Origin of the sequence: Arthrobacter sp. RT-1, assembly GCF_003367205.1 — a bacterium.
Taxonomy (GTDB): domain Bacteria; phylum Actinomycetota; class Actinomycetes; order Actinomycetales; family Micrococcaceae; genus Arthrobacter.
The window spans coordinates 184,137-203,438 of the sequence record NZ_QRGQ01000001.1; the positions used below are offsets into that span (position 1 = coordinate 184,137).

Here is a 19,302-nt window from a genome sequence, read left to right on the forward strand (position 1 = left end):
ACGCCCCCGGGTCCCGGACCTTTTGCCGTATTCAGTTTCTGGCATGTTGCTTTTGTGCCTTAGCTTTCGGTAGCGGATGCGCGGGCGGAAAGTGCAGCGACGATGTCCTGCAGCTGCTTCACGCCGGCAGCACGGTTGGTCAGGTGCAGGCGCAGCACGGGCCGGCCGTGCCCTTCCAGGACCTGGGCGTCGCCGGCAGCCTGCGCGGAAATCAGTTCCCCGAACGTGAAGGGACGCTCCGGGATTTCAAGGTCTTCTGCAGGCGCAGCCGTGACCTGGAGGAACACGCCGATGGCGGGTCCGCCCTTGTGGAACTGGCCCGTGGAGTGCAGGAACCGGGGGCCCCAGCCGAATGTGACGGGACGGCCGCTGGCAGCAGCCAGTTCGTCGCGGATCCCTTCCAGTTCAGCGAAGGCGAGGCGGTCGAAGTACGCCTGGACGCTCAGGTAGCTGTCTGCCTCGAGGGTGCCCAGCAGAGCCTTGACGGCGGACTCCGCGGTGCCGGCATCACCGAGCCAGTCACCGCCGCGGACCTCGATGGCGCCATCAACGAATGCTGCGGCAGTGGGCTCCGGCTGCGCGTCCAGCAGGCCGCGCGCTGCCACCTTGGCGGCTTCGACGTCGGGCTGGTCGAAGGGGTTGATGCCCAGCAAACGTCCCGCCACGGCCGTGGCAAACTCCCACACCATCATCTGTGTGGCCAGGCCACCGGCGATGGCCACTTCGTCGTCGCCGAGTTCGACGTCGGCATCAGCGGCTACCAGCCGTACCACCAGGACATCCGGCGCGCCGGACGTTACCTCGGGTGCGGCGGGGCCGGCCACGACCGGCAGGACGCCCGTGCCCAGCTTGCCGGTGGATTCGGCGATGAGCTGCTCGGCCCAGTCGGCGAAGCCCACAATGCCGGAGCCGTCCTCGGCAATGACGATCTTGTTCCGCAGCGGCGTGGTTCCGCCCAGGGCGGTGCCGAGTGCGAGCCCGATGTTCTCGGGGGCATCGTCATTGAGGATTTCCGCTGCTTCCTCAGCCTCGTCCAGGAAGGCCTGGATGTCCACTCCGGCCAGGCCGGAGGGGACCAGGCCGAAGGCCGTGAGGGCGGAGAAGCGGCCGCCGACGTTGGGGTCGGCGTTGAAGACGGCGCGGTAGCCGGCCTCGCGGGAAGCCTTGTCCAGCGGGGAGCCGGGGTCCGTGACGATGATGATGCGGCTGGCGGCGTCGATGCCGGCGTCGTTGAACGCCTTTTCGAAGATCCGCCGCTGGGAATCGGTCTCCACCGTGGAGCCGGACTTGGACGAGACCACGATCGCGGTCTCGGCCAGCCGGTCGGCCAGGGCAGCACGGACCTGGTCCGGGTCCGTGCTGTCCAGCACAGTCAGCTCGACGCCGGCGGTGCCGGCGATGACCTCTGGGGCGAGGGAAGAACCACCCATGCCGCACAGCACAATGCGGGTGACGCCTTCAGCCCGGAGGGCGTCGCGGAGTTCCAGGATGTCCTTCACCAGCGGCTGGGAGACGGTGGCCGCCTCCACCCAGCCAAGCCGGATGGCCGACTCGGATTCTGCATCCGGACCCCACAGGGTGTGGTCCTTGGCAAAGATCCGGGTGGCAATCCGCTCCTCGACCAGAGCAGGAAGGTGCTGTTCAAGTGCCTTCTGGGCAGCGCCGGTGGCGTCGTAGCTGAGAGTGCTCATAGGGGACTAGGAAGCCTTCCGTGCTGAGGCGAGGGCGCCTTCGACGTCGGCCAGGAGTTCCTTCCAGCTGGCCACGAACTTGTCCAGGCCTTCGGATTCGAGGATGGCGACGACGTCGTTGTAAGAGACGCCGAGCTTTTCCAGTGCGTCAAGGGTGTTGTTGGCCTCGGCGTAGGTGCCCGTGATGGTGTCGCCCTTGACCTCGCCGTGGTCGAAGGTGGCGTCCAGGGTCTTTTCGGGCATGGTGTTGACGACGCCGGGGGCGACGAGCTCGGTGACGTAAAGGGTGTCCGGGTAGGCCGGGTCCTTCACGCCGGTGGAGGCCCAGAGCGGGCGCTGGGGGCGGGCGCCGGCTTCGGCGAGCAGGGCCCAGCGTTCGGTGGCGAAGAGCTCTTCGTAGACCTGGTAGGCGAGGCGGGCGTTCGCGACGCCTGCCTTGCCCTTGAGGGCCTTGGCTTCGTCGGTGCCGATGGCGTCAAGGCGCTTGTCGATCTCGGTGTCCACGCGGGAGACGAAGAATGATGCCACGGAGTGGATCTTGGAGAGGTCGTGGCCGTTTTCCTTGGCCTGTTCCAGGCCGGTCTGGAAGGCGTTGATGACGGCGCGGTAGCGCTCCAGGGAGAAGATCAGGGTCACGTTGACGCTGATGCCCTCGGCCAGGGTGGCGGTGATCGCCTCGAGGCCTTCGAGCGTGGCCGGGATTTTGATCAGGACGTTGTCCTTGTTGACCTTCTTGTACAGGTGCTTGGCTTCGGCGATTGTGCCGGCGGTGTCCCAGGCGAGGCGCGGGTCAACTTCGATGGAGACGCGGCCGTCGACACCGTTGGTGGCTGCTGCCACCGGTGCGAAGAGGTCGCAGGCGTCGGCGACGTCGGTGGTGGTGATTTCGAAGATGGTGTCTTCGATGGACGCGCCTGCTGCTGCCTGCGCGGCGATGGTGGCGTCGTAGTCGGTACCGGTGGTGATGGCGGCGTGGAAGATGGAGGGGTTGGTGGTCACACCAACCACGTTCTTCTCTTCGATGAGCTTGCGCAGGGTGCCGGTTTCCAGGCGTCCGCGGGAAAGGTCATCAAGCCAAATGGAAACTCCGGCGTCGGAGAGCTGCTGGGTGGGAGTAGTCATTGTCTTTTTCTCCTAAATCGTTTGTTAGGCCTGCAGGCGGGCGAGGGAGTCCTTGGCAGCGGCAGCTACTGCTTCTGCCGTGATGCCGAACTCCTGGAAGAGGCGCTTGTAGTCAGCGGAAGCGCCGTAGTGCTCGAGGCTGATGGAGCGGCCGGCGTCGCCGACGAATTCCTTCCAGCCCAGGGCAAGTCCTGCTTCGACGGAGACGCGGGCCTTGACCGCGGACGGGAGGACCGATTCGCGGTAGGCAGCATCCTGCTTGTTGAACCACTCGACGCACGGCATGGACACAACCCGGGTGGCGATGCCTTCGGCCTGCAGTGCTTCACGGGCCTTGACGGCCAGCTGGACCTCGGAGCCGGTGCCGATCAGGATCACGTCGGCCGGAACGGTCGCGCCGTCCTTGGAGGCCTCTGCGAGGACGTACCCGCCCTTGGCGACGCCCGCGACGGAACCGAACGTGTCGCCGTCGGCCGCTCCCTCGCCGCGTTCCCAGGTGGGGATGTTCTGGCGGGTCAGGACGATGCCGGCCGGGTTTGCGTGGTTTTCGAGCATGGTCTTCCAGGCAACGGCAACTTCGTTGGCGTCACCGGGGCGGACAACGTCCAGGCCCACGATGGCGCGCAGCGAGGCGAGCTGCTCCACGGGCTGGTGGGTGGGTCCGTCTTCGCCCAGGCCGATGGAATCGTGCGTCCAGACGTACAGGGACGGGACACCCATCAGTGCACCGAGGCGGATGGCGGGACGCTGGTAGTCGCTGAAGATCAGGAACGTTCCGGAGAACGCGCGGGTCCGGCCGTGCAGGCTGATGCCGTTCACGATCGACGCTGCGGCGTGTTCGCGGATGCCGAAGTGCAGGACGCGGCCGTAGGGGTTGCCCTTCCACGCGTCGGTCTGCTTGGACGCGGGAACGAACGACGGCGAGCCCTCGATGGTGGTGTTGTTCGACTCTGCAAGGTCGGCAGAACCGCCCCACAGTTCGGGCAGGACCGGGCCCAGGGCGTTCAGGACCTTGCCCGATGCGGCGCGGGTGGAGACGTCCTTACCGGCCGGGAAGACCGGAAGGGCCGCGTCAACATCGGTGGGCAGTTCCTTGGCCTCGATGCGCTGCAGCAGTGCCGCGCCCTCGGGGTTGGCAGCCTGCCAGGCGTTGAAGGACTCTTCCCATTCCTTGCGGGCAGCAGCTCCCCGGTCCACCACGGAGCGGGCGTGGGCCAGGACTTCCTGGTCAACCTCGAAGGACTTGGCCGGATCGAAGCCCAGGACTTCCTTCAACGCTGCAACTTCCTCGGCACCAAGTGCGGAACCGTGGATCTTGCCGGTGTTCTGCTTCTTCGGGGCAGGGTAGCCGATGATGGTGCGCAGCGACACGATGGACGGCTTGGACGTCTCGGCCTTGGCAGCAAGCAGTGCCGAGTAAAGCTCCTGCACGTCTTCCTTGTATTCGCCGGTCTTGGTCCAGTCCACGCGCTGGACGTGCCAGCCGTAGGCCTCGTAGCGCTTCAGGACATCCTCGGTGAACGCGATGTCGGTGTCGTCCTCGATGGAGATGTGGTTCTCGTCGTACACAACAACCAGGTTGCCCAGTTCCTGGTGGCCGGCCAGCGAGGAAGCCTCGGCCGTGACGCCTTCCTGCAGGTCGCCGTCGGACGCGATGACCCAGATGGTGTGGTCAAACGGGCTCTCGCCGGCGGCAGCATCGGCGTCGAACAGGCCGCGCATCCGGCGCTGGGAATACGCGAAACCTACCGAGGAGGCAAGGCCCTGGCCCAGCGGGCCGGTGGTGATCTCCACACCCGCGGTGTGCTTGTACTCGGGGTGGCCCGGGGTCAGCGAACCCCAGGTCCGCAGCGCCTGCAGGTCCTTCAGCTCCAGGCCGTAACCGGAAAGGAACAGCTGGATGTACAGCGTCAGTGACGTGTGGCCGGGGGACAGGATGAACCGGTCACGGCCCAGCCACTCCGGGTTGCGGGGATCATGGCGCATCAGCTTCTGGAAAAGAAGGTACGCAGCCGGAGCCAGGCTCATGGCCGTTCCGGGGTGGCCGTTGCCCACCTTCTCCACGGCGTCCGCAGCCAGCACGCGGATAGTATCCACGGCGCGCTGGTCCAAGCTGGTCCATGACAGTTCTTGCTCTTCCAAATGTGGCACGAAAACCGGGCCCCTCTCTGTGCTGATGGCAGGCGGCACACCGGATCCGTTTAAAGGCACGCTGTGTGGCGCCCGCTGCGGTGTGTACCAGCCGTTCACCATCGAAACGTTGATCTTTCACTCAGCCACTGGCAGTCCGGGAATGCGTTTTCCACCGCTTCCTGGCTGCGTGCTGATCTGGTGACAGCTTAGCTCCATTCCATTCTCCGGGCGGCGCAAATCTCACGTTTTGGACGCAATTTCCCCTTTTATGAATCAGCCTGAAGTGAGGTTGAGTTAATCTGCTCGAATCGGCGTTCGAGCGATCATGTGCGCATATCGGGCGGCCGGAAGGGGGGTGGCGGCGCGGTATGATATTCGGAGGCCAATGCCGGGCAGCGGACCTTTCCAGCCGTCCGTAGCTGCACCGCCAGACACAACTGCCACACAGAACGGGTGACTGCCACCGTGAGCACAACAGATACGCCGCTGAACGCATCCCGGGCATCAGGTGCCGGGTTTGCCCGTAAGGCCAAGGCGTATCTCGCCCTCACCAAACCGCGCGTTATCGAGCTGCTGCTGGTCAGCACGCTGCCCACCATGATTTATGCGGAGCGTGGCTTTCCTTCGATCGGGCTGATCCTCGCCACCCTGGTTGGCGGCGCGTTTGCGGCCGGCAGTGCCGGGGCGTTCAACTGCTACATTGACCGCGACATCGACAAACTGATGCACCGGACGGAGAACCGTCCCCTGGTCACGGGGGAGGTCACCCCCCGTGAGGCGCTGGTCTTTTCCTGGCTCCTGGGTGCTGCCGCCATCGCCATCCTGTGGTTCGGCGCTAACCCTTTGTCCGCCTGGCTGGGGCTGGGCGCCATCTTCTTCTACGTGGTGATCTACACGATCATCCTTAAGCGCCGCACGGCACAGAACATTGTGTGGGGCGGCGCGGCCGGCTGCTTCCCGGTGCTGATCGCCTGGGCAGCCGTCACCAACACCGTGGAATGGCCCGCGGTCATCCTCTTTATGGTGATCTTCCTGTGGACCCCGCCGCACTACTGGCCGCTGTCCATGCGCTACGGCGAGGACTACCGCAACGCCAACGTGCCCATGCTCGGTGCCATCGCCGGCGCCAAGGTGGTGTCGGTACAGGTGGTCCTGTACGCCTGGGCCATGGTGGTGTGCTCGCTGCTGATGGTCCCGGCCGGCGGGGCGGGCTGGGTGTACACCGCCACGGCTGTGGTGGCCGGCGCCTGGTTCCTCTACGAGTCGCATTCCCTGTACAACCGGGCACAGCGCGAGGACATCTCCGACAAGCGGGCCATGAAGGTGTTCCACGGCTCCATCAGCTACCTCACCTTGCTGTTCATCGCCCTGGCTGTTGACCCGTTCATCGGCCCGGCCGTCATGGCTGGCTAGCTTCCGTTCCGCCACTCCACCCGCAACGCTCTTTCACCTTCCGCAGGTTTTCCGCGGACGCTCTCTCACCACAGCCCTGATTCCGGGGCGGTGAACGGGACATGCCTGGTTGCCCAGCTGCCCGGGGGTAGGTCATTTGAGCTTTCGGCCTATCTTTCCGGGTAAACCTCAATCTGCCTTCGTCGACGCGGAGTAGAGCAAGAGGTCTATGGAGTCGCCGCGGTAGCAGCCCGTCAGTAACTTTGAGTGTGAATCCCAGCGGTATTGGCGGCCTTTTGCAGTGCTGAGGAGAGCATGTTCTGTGTGAATCGCCTAAGCCCGTCCAGCGTTGCGATGACGAGGGTGCCACCCCCAATTAGTGCGTCCAAGGCCTGATCGAATTGGGGCCGTGAAGCCCGCGCTCCGGACACGGCGTGGTCAATGTAAGGTCATCGCGGAGGACGCCTGCGGTCAGAAGGTCTGCCTGTTGCCGGTCGCGTCAAAACACGTGCGCAGCCAATCAGCTTTTTCATGGGCTGCTCCGATGTGTCACATAACTAATGGATGATTGGCGTTCGTGTCCTCGTCCAAACTCCTCGTGCCTCCTGCGTTTCGAGGCACTGACGCTATGAGACACCCAAGGTGGGGTCAGAGAAGGAGTCGGCGCCCGCGGGCGGTATCGCGTATCGCATCAGCTGGTCATTTGTGGGAGCTTGAACACGATCGAGTCGAAGACGGTGCGTGCCTCTCTTGTCAGCTCCGGATTGATCGATTCGTGGAATTGGACCACCCAGAACATCGCGCGTTCGCCGTTCAGGTGGACTACCCGATAGGTTTCGCGCTCAGCGGTGCTCGAGTACCAGCGTCCGCATTCGTTTGAGATTGATGAGTGGATGCAAAACTTGTCGCGGTCGCAGGCTTTGAAGTCCACGTCACCCTCCACGGAGTGGTCGAACTCGACGCCGGAGTAATCGCCCACCATAACCTCGACGGGAGGGGTACTGGCCGTTGACGTCTGCGCCGTCATCGCGTCGACGAACGCATTAGCCGACGGATCGAGCTTGACGAGCGCGCCCTCCCACGCGCATGCGTCCCTCGGCACATAGAGCGCGGGCCACCAACCCACGAAGACCCCATAATCATCCGGGTGATCCGGGTCGTCCTTAAACAGGCCATCGTCACTCCTCCAGCCGTCTGGGACGGTGATCTCGAAATTCTCTTGGAAGCTGGTGACGAGGTATGTACCGGGGTCGATGTCGCCTTCCGGCAGCGGTGGGACCGGCGGGACCGTGGGCGCCGGTGGGGCCGTGCGGGCTTCCGTAGTTGCTGCGGAGGATGGCGCTTCGGCGGGGGTGCACGCCGAGAGGCTTACGCACGCCAGCATTGCGATGGCGATGCCGATCGGGTGTGCGCTCCCGGCATGAGTGGGGCGGGAGCGCCGGTTAGAAGTCCACAGCCCGAGAAGCCAGACGGACAAGACTAATGTCATGGCGATGAAATGGCGTAGCAGCACACGCATGGAGGCCTCCAAAGGCAACCCTTATGCTGCGGACGTTACGCCCAGCCAACACTGACCGCAAGGGCACGCCAGAAGCAAATGCCCCCCATTTTGGACAACGGGAACGGATGGTGAGTCCCGCCGCCGGGCGACTGTGGCCATCACCGCTGGTTCGCCAAAGCCTCAGCCCCCGTGTGCCTGAAAAGGCGCTCTCCGGGCTGTTTGTGAGCTGTCCTGCAAAGGTGCACATCCCGAGTGAATTGGGCGTTCCGTACTTCATCGGATCGAGTATCCTCGCTGCCGGTGCGGTGCCTGGTAAGGGCCCCATCCAAACGGGTCTCAAAACCCTCTCGTCTCAGAACACAAGGGTTTAGAGACAGTCTGGAGCGTAGCGGTTAGGGCACCTTCACCGTGCATCATCGTGCGGGGTAAACGTGCGTACAAAGGCTAGTAACAACGCCGAGGGAAGAATTTATGCCTAGCTGCGCGCTTCACGACCGGCTAACGCGACGATGTGGGGGCAATCCCTGACAGGACAATCAACGCTCATAAATCGGGAACCTCCGCACTCCGAGCAACCGTTCACTCGGTCCGACGAGTAGACAAGCATCAGTTTGGCTTTTCCATCTGACGCAGGAGCCAGACTGGTGACCAGATCGAAACACGGAATTCGGCCAAACCCCTATTTTGGTGATTCGCATTTGTGGACAATCAAGAAATGGGACTTTTGGGAAAACCCGTGGGTTTGCTGCTGTATGCGTCCTTATTTTCTCCGCTAGCTCTTGTGGAAGCGCCGGGCCCAGCAGTCAGCGAGAAGAAAGTGAGGAGCCACCGCTCCCATCAGTAGAGCCTTCAGTCGAGGCTACAAGAGGTGCAGAAATAGTCGATATAAGCGAGTGCCCCGAAACAATTTTGCTTCCGACCGATTCAACGGCACCAATCGCACCTTCCAGTTGCGGCACAAGATCCGTCCCGCTAACTGAAGAACAGATGCGCCAAGCCACTCCTGCGCCCATGCCCCTTCAACCGAGTGCGCTGCCGGAAGGGAACTCGGCCGATTCTCAGATCAAGTTGATTGAAGAGGGGGAGCAGCGCCCGTGGACCCCGGAACGAATGAGAAGTGCCTCTCCAGAACCAATAACGAGAGTCCCATAACGTATCAACTCACGGGCCGAAGAAAAATCTCCCGCGAAGCCTTGCTTACTCGGGACGACGAAACCACCCGCATTTGCCGAGATGGGAGCAGTTTCAAATGCCATCCCGGCCGGGGCCAAAGACATTTGGCACGATCAGTCCGGTGAAGGATCCCCTTACGGGTCAGCTGAATTCCTGTGTTTCTAACCTCAGCGCCTCGAATCCCTAGGGATTCGAGACGCAGGGGTTATGAGACAGAGCCTCAGACCATTCCCTACTAGAAGACGGGGGCTAGACGATGGCTCCGTTATTGAGCTGCCGGCGCCGGGAACGGCGGGGGAGCCTCCAGGCCCAATATGTGATCATGAGTCCAGCCGTCGCGGCCCCACCCGCATACACCCAAGGCGATGACCATGACCCTTCGGGGGTGGGAATAGCAAAGGCAACTATGACGGCGGCCACGGCCGGAACGACCTCCACGGTCGCCTGTAGAGGCGTGGCCCAGTACTCAGGGTAGGCCAGCCGGACCAGAGGGATGATTGGGAGCAGGAACAGGCCGAGGCTGAAAATCACCCAGATGATGTTGAACGTGAAGACCGCCAGGCCCAGCACCAGCAGCCCAAGGAATTTCAACACGTCCACGGCCCGGAGCGGGTTTGCCGTCGTCGATCGGCTCAGCAGCAGCCCCCAGGCCGGGAGTCCGAGCAACCAGCCGCCACACCAAAAACCCAGGTCCAGCAGCGCCAGGACCACGAGCAGGGCACCGGGAAGCAGGAACGCCACGGCCTGCCCCGGTGACGGGAGTTTGCCGGGCGGGCCGAAGATGCACACCCCGATCAGCAGGTAGGCGGCCACGTACCCGGGCAACAGATCGATCACTGACGCCTGTGTCAGGCCGAACACCAGAAGCGTCAGCGAGGGCACCATCATGCAGACCGCGGCGAACGGCCATGGGTTGCGGACTCGCCGTTGCTGAATCACGGCAGTGACGCCAGGATGCCATGTGGCCACTCCCGGGTTAGCACCTCGTTCAGGTCCTCATTCGAGCTGGACACGCAGTAAGGCGTCTGGTCCACGTTCAGAACAGCCAAATCTACTGGCACGGCGAAGAGACCCCAGGGCTGAATCCTGTTAGCCAGGTACCCAGTTAGTTTCAGGTCGACGTACTGGGGCGCGTTCCAGACCCTGCAGGCGTGCTGGAGGTCATCGGGGTGAATGGCGATCCAGACCCCAAACCGGAACTCGTGCCCGCCCTGCAGCTTTATCGGAAGCAAGGCACGGACGAAAGGACTGATATTCGGAATCTGCATGAGTGTCGCCTTGTTGGGGTCCGGGTCGCTCAGCCAGCTGTCCTCGACCCGGTGCTGTTCAGGGCTCTCCAGCACTGGATCCGGGAGACGGAACCGAACATCTCTACTATGGGCCGCCAAAGCTTGCCCGCACATCCCGCACGCGTGCTTCTTACCGAACATCACGTCCCCCAATTTGTAGTTGCCCAGGCGAGTCTACGTCGCGGGGCCAGGCGAGGTAGCGCAAGGTAGCCCGGTCTATCCGAATCTACTTTCGGGAACCTTCTACGAAACAGTCTTCCTAGTTTGCTGCTCGACTATCCATGTTTGGACAAAATAGCTCTCGACAACTTCCGTGGCCACCAAATCCCTCATGCGGCTCCGACCATTCGCCTGGATCCGAAACCTGTAGACCGAGAGTTCCTCGATGGTGCCAATGTTGAGCACATCGCCCATTGTTGGACCATAAAGATTCACTGTGCCCGGGGCAACTCAAAATCAAAGTCTTCCCATGCATCTTCCCAACTATCCGTTGTGTCCTCTGCAGGCTCAGCCGGCAAGACCTCAACCTGTAATTCGACGGGCCCCCTGTTGATGCCCGTCTCAAAGAGAATCTCGTTAAATTCCCGTGCCTCATCACGGCCACGGGCTGCCATGGCCTCGGCCAACGTTCTGGGCGGCGGAACAACATCAAGAACCACAGAGCCTTCTGCGGCGTATACAACTCCAGTTGTAGACACGATCATGACCCGATCCTAAGTCTCGAAATGAGGGAGGGTTGCCCTAGGGACAAACCCTCCACGGCACAGATCCTGCAAAGTGCCGACGACAGGCCGGAGGCCTCCGCCGCATAACCCTAGGGATTCGAGGCACCGACGTTATGAGACCCGGAGGTTCAGCTGTTTCGAAAAAATTCTTCGCAACGGCTTGCCTGCATTTCGATCGGTCAAGGTCTCTTGCCGGAACGCGCCTGTACAGCGCCCCGGCGGCGTCGCCGTGTCCTTCCCCGGCTAAGCTGGAGCCACGTAGCCATTCAGGTGGGGGACCTCAATGACAGATCTTCAGCACGCCGAGACATCTGAAACCACAACGACGTGGTCGCGGCGCTGTCGGCGCATGACGCTGATCTACTGCGTCGCAGTTTTCGTCTTCCAGCTGCCTTTGATGGTGGGTCTCGTCCTACTCAGCTTCTGGCTCTTGAACGTTGCCGGGCCACTTTTGCGAGGGGACGTCGCATTCGGCAATCCTGCCTACGAATATCTGCAGAGCTCGAAAGACCTGCTTGTCGCAGCCTTTGGAGTGCTGACCGCGACACTGGCCCTCTCCTCGGTCCTGCTGCACCGCTGGTGGAAACGCTCCACGGCAGCCCTGGGTCCAATGCCGGCGGAGCTGCGTCCGAAGACCTTTAAGGCCTGGAACCGGCAGAGGCGAATCATTAAAGTCACCTACCTCGCGGGCGGGGCAGCACTCCTGTGGATATTGGTCCTGACGGTGACCAAGGTTGCTTCCGGGGTGCAGGCCTACGAAGCATGGGCCGCCCTTGGCGAAGTCGGGTTCGACGATCCAGGCTACGACGAAGCGCACTCCCTGCTCGATATGTCTATTGCCCTGGGCGGTGTCGGTGCTATCGCTTTCAGCATCCTCAGCGTTTCCTGCTGGCGTAGCTACGGTCGGGCGCAACAGGTGTTGGGTCCAGAACCTGCCCGAGTCACAATCCGCGAACTGGACGAATTAAACGTCAACCAAAGGGATTAGTTAGCCGAGTGCACAGCGCCCGCTAAAGATCCCACTCCGGGCGGCCTACCGCTCCTCGACTTTCTACTATCAGACGAGCAACGGTTCAGCTGCCAGTGCAGTCACAGCTTCTACCGCCTGGAACTGCGGATACTGTTTTTTGGGGAGCTGGTGGCGGTGATATGCCAGCCAGTAGCTCTCGGCTCTCTGGCGGGTAATGCTCATGAACTCCGGATTGTCATGGACGAACTGTGCATAATCCCTCCGCAGGTTGGGCCGCGTGGGCAGGGAATTCGTTACGAAAGTCAGGACATCGGAACCGATCTCGATGACGTACTCTCCGCAGAGCTGGATAACGAACGGGATTGTCCAAGGCACATCTAGATCCGACCGCAAAATATGGCGCAGTCCCTTTTGCCGCAGTTTCCCATTGTGGTGCCGAGACATCCAGCAGGCGATGATGAGCAGCTGCATTGTGGTGAAGGGGCTTTTCCGCTCCCTACTAGGCCAGTCATAGTTGACCCGGTAAGGAACTCGTATTACTTCCCCCTGAACGTGGATGCTTGGGTAAAAACCAACGTGTTTGTTAGTGTCCTGGATCAATACAGCGCGCGTCGAAAACCGTGGCGGGCCGAGTGCGCCCATCGCAACTTTCGCATCTGCCCGCCCCGATTCAGGTATCGTGTCCAGCAACAGCGGATCTACGAATGACGAAGCGACCATTCAGTTATTCAATCACCAGGCGATCAAACCCTCGAAGCGGTACCCGTAAGCCGGTCGGTCACCGTGCTGCGGAGCCCCGCCGCCATATTCCGCCCCGTTCCTGGTCGAAGCCATGTACGTAAGACCCGCACGATCAAATGCGTGGTGACGGGGGCATTACTGCAACCATGTTCCTGATGAGTGGAATGAAGATCGGCTATGCCCGCGTCTCGACGAGCGATCAGGACCTGACCGCCCAACGAAACGCTCTCCTAGCCCTGGGTGTTGCAGAGAAGCAGATCTTCGTCGACCATGGGCTCACGGGAGCGAACCGGGTGCGCCCTGGTCTCCGTGAAGCGATGGCAGCGTGCCGAGCCGGCGATACGCTCGTGGTCACCAAACTCGACCGTTTGGCACGTTCCCTTTCCGATGCCAGGGGTATAGCCGACGAACTGACTGCCAAAGGGGTAGTGCTCAGTCTCGGCGGAAGCACCCACGATCCAACTGACCCGGTCGGCCGGCTGCTGTTCAACGTCTTGGGCATGGTGGCCGAGTTTGAGGCGAACCTGATCCGGATGCGCACCCGTGAGGGAATGGCGGTCGCCAAGGCGAAGGGACGGCTGAAAGGCAAGCAACCAAAATTATCCAAGACGCAGCGAAAGCACCTTCTGACGCTGCACGACGCCGGGGAACACACCCAGGCTGAATTAGCGGAGCTGTTCGGGGTGTCCCGGACCACGGTGTATCGCGAGCTCCAGCGGCGCTCCGTCTGAGGAGCGATGGGCACCTCGCCGAGATCCATAAGTTGGTCGGCCCGTCAGGCGCCACCCTGTACCGTTACCTGAAAGTAGGAGATGACCAGTGAATATCGATACCGCTACCGCTGATGAGCTTTACCGCCTGCTGTTGGATGTACAGGACAGGCTGGGGTATCTGATCGAGGATGATCTCCTCACGCTGGCGGGACGCTGAACAGGTGCACGGCACGGCACGGAACGCCGTAGGCGTGGCCGTAAATCACCAGATCTCATTGGCTAGTTAGACCCGGGCGGTGAAAGCTGCCGCAAATTTGGCGTTTCCTCGCCGCTGCTTCAGGGCGCTCCTGTCATTGCGGGAAATTGTATGAGTCGAAACTGATCTCCATCCAACTCTTCATTGTCACGGATTTTCTGCCGGAGGAGACTTGAGGCGACGGCATCAAATTTCGGGCCCCGCGGGGCCACCCGGCTGCGGGGCCTCACAGCACCTTGTAGCGGCCTGGTGGATCAATGAGTTCGGTGACACCCCTCGAAAAGGCCGCTCAGCGGTCGCGCCATCTCTTGACTCTGGTGACTGTCGCCCTGATTGGATGTCTCGGCGGGTGCGAGTATGAATTTAACGACGCCTCCCTCCCGTCTGCCAGTTCTCCGGTTACGGAGGCTCGCACGGTCTCACCGCTGCCGGAGAGTCGCGACACTCGCACGGTCCCACCGCTGCCGGAGAGTGGCGACATCGACGCCGGCACATACCTAGTCCCCGTCGCCGGCTACAAGGAGCCTTTCGAGATCACCGTCCCAGACGGCTGGTTTACTCTCGACGGCCAAAGCCTGGGCAAGGACGACCGGGATCACCCGGCTGAATGGGCCGTCTACCTGACTCTTTCGCCCGCGGACTATGTGTCGATGGACGCATGCACCTGGCCGGGCGCCCTTGCCGATGTCGGTCCGTCGGCCGAGGCCTTTGTCAAAGCGATGGCGGCGCAGTCATGGACGGTAAGCACCCCTCCCGTCGAGGTCATGGTGGGCGATTACTCCGGCGTCGAGTTCGACCATTCCGTGGAGGGCGACGTGGACTTCATAACCTGCGGCGCCCGCAGGTTATGTATCCACTCAGAATCTAACGTCACCTGCTCACGCTGGTACTTAACTCAGAATGAACACGAAACCTACCGGGTGGTCGACTTGGAGGGCCAGCGAGCTGTGGTCTCGGTGGGCTATATCGACGAATTGATCAATCCGGTGCTGATGAGAGAGGCACGCGCCGTCTTCGACTCGATCGCGTTCAGGTCCTACAAGTGACCAGCTAATCCAATAGGCGATCCCGCCCCCCGGGCTCCGCCTCCTCCTCCTCTGAACTCACGGGGGCGTCTTATAGCCTCAGTGTCTCGAAACGCTGGAGTTACGAGACGCCTAGGTGCCAGTTGAAAGACCCTCACCGGGAGGCTAATCGGACAGGTCATACGAGCTTTCGGTGGCCAGGGCCGCACGTAGGCGAGAACCCGAGGCACTGCACCCCTTCCATCGACCAGCTATCGGGCGACGTGCGGGCAGTCCTCTTCAGAGCCGGCCACCGGGAGCAGGGGCGTCTCTCGCGTGGCGTTGCGGCCGTCGCCCTGTATCCTGCGCCTGGAATCTGCTGCAAATCCGAGGACGAATTTAGGTTTAGACTTTGCCGGACAGCCGATCAGATTCTGGGGGAAATTTGCTTCGTCGTACCATCCGCGCCTCTTTGCTCATACTCACAGCCACGTTGGCATTCCTCGCCCAAGGGATGTAGCCAAAGAATGTCGACAGCGCAGATCATAAACATCTCCATCACCGTATTCACGACTTTGTCCATTGCCGCCATTGCCTGGTGGGCACGCAAGCACCCCAACCGGTCCAAGGAGTATCCGGAGCAGGTCCGTATGCCAAAGGTGCTGTTGATCTTTGGCTGGCTCTGCGTGTCCGTGGGATTCCTCATGGGCCTGTTCGCCTTTACTACAGCCCGGGCACCTCTAGGTGCCCGTATTGCTTCGGTGGCGATTCTCTTGGGCGGGATGGCATTCATCACGATGTACCGCAACTTTTACGTCGCTCCGCGCGCCTATGAAGTTGCCTTTCGCAGCGTGCTCGGCAAGGAACACTTGATTGCCTATGACGACATCGTGCACTACAGCGTAGGGACGTTGAGAGGTCAGCAGTTCCTGACAGTGAAATCCGTTCATGGTGTCAAGCTCAGCCTGAACATGAGTGCTTACGACATGACTCCATTGCCGGGGGCGATTGATTTCCGCAAGGTGAAAGGCCGCTGGCCCGTCAGACCCGAGGTCGATGTGACGAGCAGCCCACCGTCTTCGCTGGGAAGCCGAGAAACTTAGGATGGTCCTCTAAGGGATGGCGGGCCTTGTTTCCTCGGGAGAAACTGCCCGCCATTTCTCATGTCACTGCGCTGCTCTCCTTCCAACCCATCGAGCTTCCCTCCGGCGCAGGGTTCCACCATTGGGCCTCGTTGCAGGACGCTACCGACATGTCGCGGGCTGGAAGTAGTGATCGCTGAGCCACGACGCAACCTCGTTGCCGAGCTCGGCGCCCTGTACAGCGGCGGTGCGGAAGTGGATGCCGCCCCAGACGCGAGAATCAATGACCTCCTGTATCGCCGCGGAGAACCCGTCGAAGTGCCGTGGCTCGCCCGGGAAGCGACCGGAGTTCACGTCGAAGGCGACCTCGTCCGTGCCGAAGAACTCCTGCGCCGCGGAGAGAGTCGCGCCGCTGACGCAGCCGTGACCAGACGGGTGCTCCGGGAACGGCGGTGTGCCGAGCGGCGGGACGGTCACTGTCGATGCATCGAAGAGCGGTTTCCATGTCGGATCGGCTGCCGTCTCCGGATTGCCGTCGGTGTCGGCTTCGCGAATCGCCGCCATCGGACGCCAGAAGTTCCAGTAGTACCTGTCGTTCCAGCAAGCCACCGCGCCATCAGCGGCGGCGAGGTTGGTCATTGCGAAGAGTCGAGCCGCGTCGGGCAGGTCAAGTCCGTGCTTTACGGCGAGACTGCGGAACACGCCGTTCCAGAGTGCTACCGGCGCGGCTTGCCAGAAGATGGCCGCAGTGGTCTGGTCGTCGGTTCGAGTGCTACTCGCGAGCGCACCGATCTCCTTGACCTCGTTGAAGTCCGCTGTGTACTCGGCACTCCTCAGCGGGTTGGGACCCTCCGAGCGGAACGCGTCGGGATTCTCGATCATGAACGGTTTGAGATTGGCCACCCAGGCGTCCGGATCGCGGGCATCGGGTGTGACGGGCCGCCAGTCGCCGGGTTCGGGTCCGATGTTGAACTCGAACGGGACCATGAACCCGTCATCGGTGCGGGCGAGGATCATCGCTGCCGCGGCGGCCTCACCGGCGGCGACGCCTTCGTCCTTGTTCGGGCCGTCGGCGACGCCCGCGAGCGTTGCTGCGTACGCAGCATCGAGGCCAGCTACTTTGTCCGACGGGACAAGAGTGACGAGCACGTGGTGTGCGGCTGTCGAGATCGCCGCATCAAACGATGCCTCCGGCCCGACGCCGATCGAGCCGCCGTCGAGCAGATACGGCTGGTACCCGCGGTCAATGGCGTTCACGGCGTCGTACACCGCGCCCTGAACCATCGCCATGCCGCGGAGCTGGCCGTGAGCCGTGGGACGCAATGGGATGACGTGGTCTTGCGCGATGCTGCTCCACTCGATGAGGACGTCCGTGTTCGGCGGCGCCGCGTTCCGAGCGTTCGAGGCGCCGGCGCTCGACACTCCCGTTAGAACGAGTGCGGCGGTCAGTGCCGGGATCAAGCAGAGTACCCACCGTCGGCGCGGACCATTCCTCGAAGTCCGCGATGGTCGCCCGTGATGACCGTAAGCGTTGCTGTTCGTCATGTCGTCGGTCCTTCAATCATCGGAGCCATGTTCAAGCGAACCCGACGGAGTCGACATCTCAGCGGTGCCCGACACCGGCGGCAGGCGACCGCCCGAAGTCAGCGCAATGCGCAGTCGGTGCGGTTACTCCAAGAGTGTCCCTCTGCCAACGCGTTGTCCAGTGGAATGTGTTCGGCAGCCTGGGAGGTGGTGGGTGCCGGCAGCCCAAGCATCTGCTGCCGGCACCCCGATGTAGCAGCTTAACCCGTCGATGAGCTCCTTTATCGGCCCTTCGTGCAGGGCAAGGTAGACATCGTCGCGGATCTGGTTGGCCTGTGGATCTGTCATCGTCCTGGTAAGAGGGCGCAGCACGAGCCGTATCAGCGCGTTGGCCTGTCCTTCACAGATTTTGAGCCGCTCCTGGGCTGGCACCGGAAGTTCCGCCTGGGGAGTGAGGGCCAGCAGTTCCACGCTTTCTAGATCGTCAGCCTGTCCGTTCAATGCTGTTCGGACCCGGTCCCCTAAAACTTCCACGTCCATGTCAGCGGGAACGACGATTGAGATGTCCCGCCGGATGGGTGGCATTTGGGAGACCGGCTGCCATGGCGCCAGGTCCAACATTTGGTGTTTAACGCGCTTATCCGTAGACCGGAGAAGCCTGATGTCGGGGATTCCCTTACGCAGCATCAGGGCGCGGTCCAAGCCCATGCCAAGGGCGAGCCCGGACCACTTGGTGGGATCCAGACCAGCTTGTGAGAACAAGTGCCCGGCCATAAGACCGCATACCGCGAGTTCGAGCCATTCCCCGTCCATGAGAACATCGACCTGTAAGCCCTGCTCCGTATAGGGGTGGACGGCAGGGACTGCGCGCCACTGGGCACCGGGAAGAACCGCTTGAACCAGGGACGCGATCATCTCTTGAAGGTCAACGGCGCCCAGGTTTGCCCGCGAACTGACGCGCCACAGGTCTACCTGGTGCGGCGTTCCCACAAGGGTGCGGTCGATGGAATCGCGCCGATAGACCAGGCCCGGGATTACCCAGAGTTCGTCCATCGATTCCGCGGGGTCCAGGGCTCGGAGCAACGACGGGATGGAGGCGGAGGTGTGACTGCGCAGCATGACCGTCGGACTGATGTAGTGGGAGTACCTTTGATCCCGAGTCACGTCTGATGCCTTGAAGCCGAGGTGGTCGTAGTTGTCGACCACGCTGACCAGGGGGCTGTGGCGAACGATCCGTTCCGGCACTGCCCATCTGCTGCAGGGCATGGGGACCGCTGCGGGGATCTGAGAGGTCCCGGATGCTGAGGGCATCAAGGAGATCATTGGGGCTGAGGTAATTGGGCATGGTGGTCCTTGAGTCTGGTCTGTACAACGAAGACCGCCTCACGGGAGACTGACGCCATGCGTAACCTGACCTATGGCATGAACGTGAGCGTGGACGGCTACATCGCCGCGCCCGGCGACGACCTCGGTTGGAGCGTGCCGAGCGATGAGCTGTTCCAATGGTGGTCCGACCGGGTGGGGGCGACGGGCCTGGCGCTGTACGGGCGTAAACTATGGGAGACGATGAGTTCCCACTGGCCGACCGCGGACCAGCAACCCGGCGCCACACCGGCGCACATCGAGTATGCCCGCCGCTGGCGGGACATGCCGAAAATAGTGTTCTCCTCGACGACCCGCACGGTCGACTGGAACACCCGGCTGGTCACCAGTGACGCGGTCACCGAGATTACACGGCTCAAGGCCGATGACGGCGGCACAATGGACATCGCCGGTGCCACACTCGCCGCAGCGGCCATGCGGGCCGGGCTGATCGACCAATATTTGATCGTCACCCACCCGGTTCTGGTGGGCGGCGGCACACCGTTCTTCACCGCCCTGGACAACTGGGTAAACCTGAGCCTGGTGGAGACCCGGACGTTTCCCGATGGTGTGGTCCTGACCAGGTACGAGACCAGGCGCTGACTGCCCGGCCTTGGATCAGAG

17 protein-coding genes are annotated in these 19,302 nt (G+C 62.2%); 6 read left to right on the forward strand and 11 right to left on the reverse strand.

Annotation, left to right across the window (positions count from 1 at the left end; translation table 11 throughout):
* Window positions 1-59: 59 nt before the first annotated feature.
* From DXK94_RS00820 to tkt, 3 genes are read right to left on the reverse strand one after another with little or no spacing between them, the layout of a single operon-like run.
* On the reverse strand, window positions 60-1,691 hold the full coding sequence (locus DXK94_RS00820; protein ID WP_115523417.1) for a glucose-6-phosphate isomerase: 1,632 nt from the start codon (window positions 1,689-1,691) through the stop codon (window positions 60-62).
* A 6-nt stretch (window positions 1,692-1,697) separates the two neighbouring features.
* Window positions 1,698-2,813 carry a transaldolase gene (tal, locus tag DXK94_RS00825; protein WP_115523418.1) on the reverse strand — a complete coding sequence of 372 codons (1,116 nt, stop codon included), beginning with the start codon at window positions 2,811-2,813 and terminating at the stop codon, window positions 1,698-1,700.
* A gap of 24 nt (window positions 2,814-2,837) precedes the next feature.
* The gene (tkt, locus tag DXK94_RS00830; protein WP_079596395.1) at window positions 2,838-4,955 is read right to left on the reverse strand and encodes a transketolase; all 2,118 of its coding nucleotides are present in this window, start codon (window positions 4,953-4,955) and stop codon (window positions 2,838-2,840) included.
* Between the two features lie 444 nt (window positions 4,956-5,399).
* Between tkt and DXK94_RS00835 the strand changes: the two genes are divergently transcribed.
* Window positions 5,400-6,359 carry a heme o synthase gene (locus DXK94_RS00835; protein WP_079596051.1) on the forward strand — a complete coding sequence of 320 codons (960 nt, stop codon included), beginning with the start codon at window positions 5,400-5,402 and terminating at the stop codon, window positions 6,357-6,359.
* Window positions 6,360-6,592: 233 nt separating this feature from the next.
* Here the strand turns inward: DXK94_RS00835 and DXK94_RS21875 are convergent, their stop codons facing one another.
* The 5 genes from DXK94_RS21875 to DXK94_RS00860 form a co-directional block, all read right to left on the reverse strand.
* A complete protein-coding gene (locus DXK94_RS21875) occupies window positions 6,593-6,769 on the reverse strand; it encodes a hypothetical protein (protein WP_395927767.1) in 177 nt (58 codons plus the stop codon).
* A 260-nt stretch (window positions 6,770-7,029) separates the two neighbouring features.
* Window positions 7,030-7,857 (reverse strand): hypothetical protein, encoded by an 828-nt coding sequence (locus tag DXK94_RS00845; protein ID WP_254865477.1) that lies wholly within the window; start codon window positions 7,855-7,857, stop codon window positions 7,030-7,032.
* A gap of 1,404 nt (window positions 7,858-9,261) precedes the next feature.
* Complete coding sequence (locus DXK94_RS00850) at window positions 9,262-9,951, reverse strand: hypothetical protein (protein WP_147294346.1); 690 nt, start codon at window positions 9,949-9,951, stop codon at window positions 9,262-9,264.
* Entirely contained in the window at window positions 9,948-10,442 is a 495-nt protein-coding gene (locus DXK94_RS00855; RefSeq protein ID WP_079596053.1) for a DUF2199 domain-containing protein, read from the reverse strand. The genes DXK94_RS00850 and DXK94_RS00855 overlap by 4 nt, the downstream gene beginning before the upstream one ends.
* Window positions 10,443-10,732: 290 nt before the next feature.
* A complete protein-coding gene (locus DXK94_RS00860; protein ID WP_139386209.1) occupies window positions 10,733-11,005 on the reverse strand; it encodes a hypothetical protein in 273 nt (90 codons plus the stop codon).
* A gap of 370 nt (window positions 11,006-11,375) precedes the next feature.
* Between DXK94_RS00860 and DXK94_RS00865 the strand changes: the two genes are divergently transcribed.
* On the forward strand, window positions 11,376-12,014 hold the full coding sequence (locus DXK94_RS00865) for a hypothetical protein (protein WP_079596055.1): 639 nt from the start codon (window positions 11,376-11,378) through the stop codon (window positions 12,012-12,014).
* A 69-nt stretch (window positions 12,015-12,083) separates the two neighbouring features.
* On the opposite strand, the gene DXK94_RS00870 is transcribed toward DXK94_RS00865, so the two are convergent.
* Window positions 12,084-12,716: a hypothetical protein gene (locus DXK94_RS00870; protein WP_079596056.1), complete on the reverse strand. Its 633-nt coding sequence runs from the start codon at window positions 12,714-12,716 to the stop codon at window positions 12,084-12,086.
* A gap of 185 nt (window positions 12,717-12,901) precedes the next feature.
* Here DXK94_RS00870 and DXK94_RS00875 point away from each other — a divergent pair, with 185 nt between their 5' ends.
* From DXK94_RS00875 to DXK94_RS00885, 3 genes are all read left to right on the forward strand, one after another.
* Window positions 12,902-13,468: a recombinase family protein gene (locus DXK94_RS00875; RefSeq protein WP_079596397.1), complete on the forward strand. Its 567-nt coding sequence runs from the start codon at window positions 12,902-12,904 to the stop codon at window positions 13,466-13,468.
* Between the two features lie 495 nt (window positions 13,469-13,963).
* A complete protein-coding gene (locus tag DXK94_RS00880; protein ID WP_079596057.1) occupies window positions 13,964-14,752 on the forward strand; it encodes a hypothetical protein in 789 nt (262 codons plus the stop codon).
* A 485-nt stretch (window positions 14,753-15,237) separates the two neighbouring features.
* Window positions 15,238-15,813: a hypothetical protein gene (locus tag DXK94_RS00885; protein WP_254865478.1), complete on the forward strand. Its 576-nt coding sequence runs from the start codon at window positions 15,238-15,240 to the stop codon at window positions 15,811-15,813.
* Between the two features lie 141 nt (window positions 15,814-15,954).
* Here DXK94_RS00885 and DXK94_RS00890 read toward each other — a convergent pair whose 3' ends face one another.
* Together DXK94_RS00890 and DXK94_RS00895 are read right to left on the reverse strand one after the other, a co-directional pair.
* Entirely contained in the window at window positions 15,955-17,253 is a 1,299-nt protein-coding gene (locus DXK94_RS00890; RefSeq protein WP_181884703.1) for a vanadium-dependent haloperoxidase, read from the reverse strand.
* 207 nt (window positions 17,254-17,460) lie between these two features.
* The gene (locus DXK94_RS00895) at window positions 17,461-18,561 is read right to left on the reverse strand and encodes a hypothetical protein (RefSeq protein WP_258868384.1); all 1,101 of its coding nucleotides are present in this window, start codon (window positions 18,559-18,561) and stop codon (window positions 17,461-17,463) included.
* Window positions 18,562-18,717: 156 nt separating this feature from the next.
* Here DXK94_RS00895 and DXK94_RS00900 point away from each other — a divergent pair, with 156 nt between their 5' ends.
* A complete protein-coding gene (locus DXK94_RS00900; RefSeq protein WP_079596059.1) occupies window positions 18,718-19,281 on the forward strand; it encodes a dihydrofolate reductase family protein in 564 nt (187 codons plus the stop codon).
* Window positions 19,282-19,302: the final 21 nt, after the last annotated feature.

Bases quoted from the DNA above. Each gene is read 5' to 3' on its own strand.
- DXK94_RS00820 (WP_115523417.1), bottom strand. From the start codon at position 1,691: ATGAGCACTCTCAGCTACGACGCCACCGGCGCTGCCCAGAAGGCACTT.
- tal (WP_115523418.1), bottom strand. From the start codon at position 2,813: ATGACTACTCCCACCCAGCAGCTCTCCGACGCCGGAGTTTCCATTTGG.
- DXK94_RS00845 (WP_254865477.1), bottom strand. From the start codon at position 7,857: ATGCGTGTGCTGCTACGCCATTTCATCGCCATGACATTAGTCTTGTCC.
- DXK94_RS00855 (WP_079596053.1), bottom strand. From the start codon at position 10,442: ATGTTCGGTAAGAAGCACGCGTGCGGGATGTGCGGGCAAGCTTTGGCG.
- DXK94_RS00860 (WP_139386209.1), bottom strand. From the start codon at position 11,005: ATGATCGTGTCTACAACTGGAGTTGTATACGCCGCAGAAGGCTCTGTG.
- DXK94_RS00865 (WP_079596055.1), top strand. From the start codon at position 11,376: ATGACGCTGATCTACTGCGTCGCAGTTTTCGTCTTCCAGCTGCCTTTG.
- DXK94_RS00870 (WP_079596056.1), bottom strand. From the start codon at position 12,716: ATGGTCGCTTCGTCATTCGTAGATCCGCTGTTGCTGGACACGATACCT.
- DXK94_RS00875 (WP_079596397.1), top strand. From the start codon at position 12,902: ATGAAGATCGGCTATGCCCGCGTCTCGACGAGCGATCAGGACCTGACC.
- DXK94_RS00880 (WP_079596057.1), top strand. From the start codon at position 13,964: ATGAGTTCGGTGACACCCCTCGAAAAGGCCGCTCAGCGGTCGCGCCAT.
- DXK94_RS00885 (WP_254865478.1), top strand. From the start codon at position 15,238: ATGTCGACAGCGCAGATCATAAACATCTCCATCACCGTATTCACGACT.
- DXK94_RS00900 (WP_079596059.1), top strand. From the start codon at position 18,718: ATGCGTAACCTGACCTATGGCATGAACGTGAGCGTGGACGGCTACATC.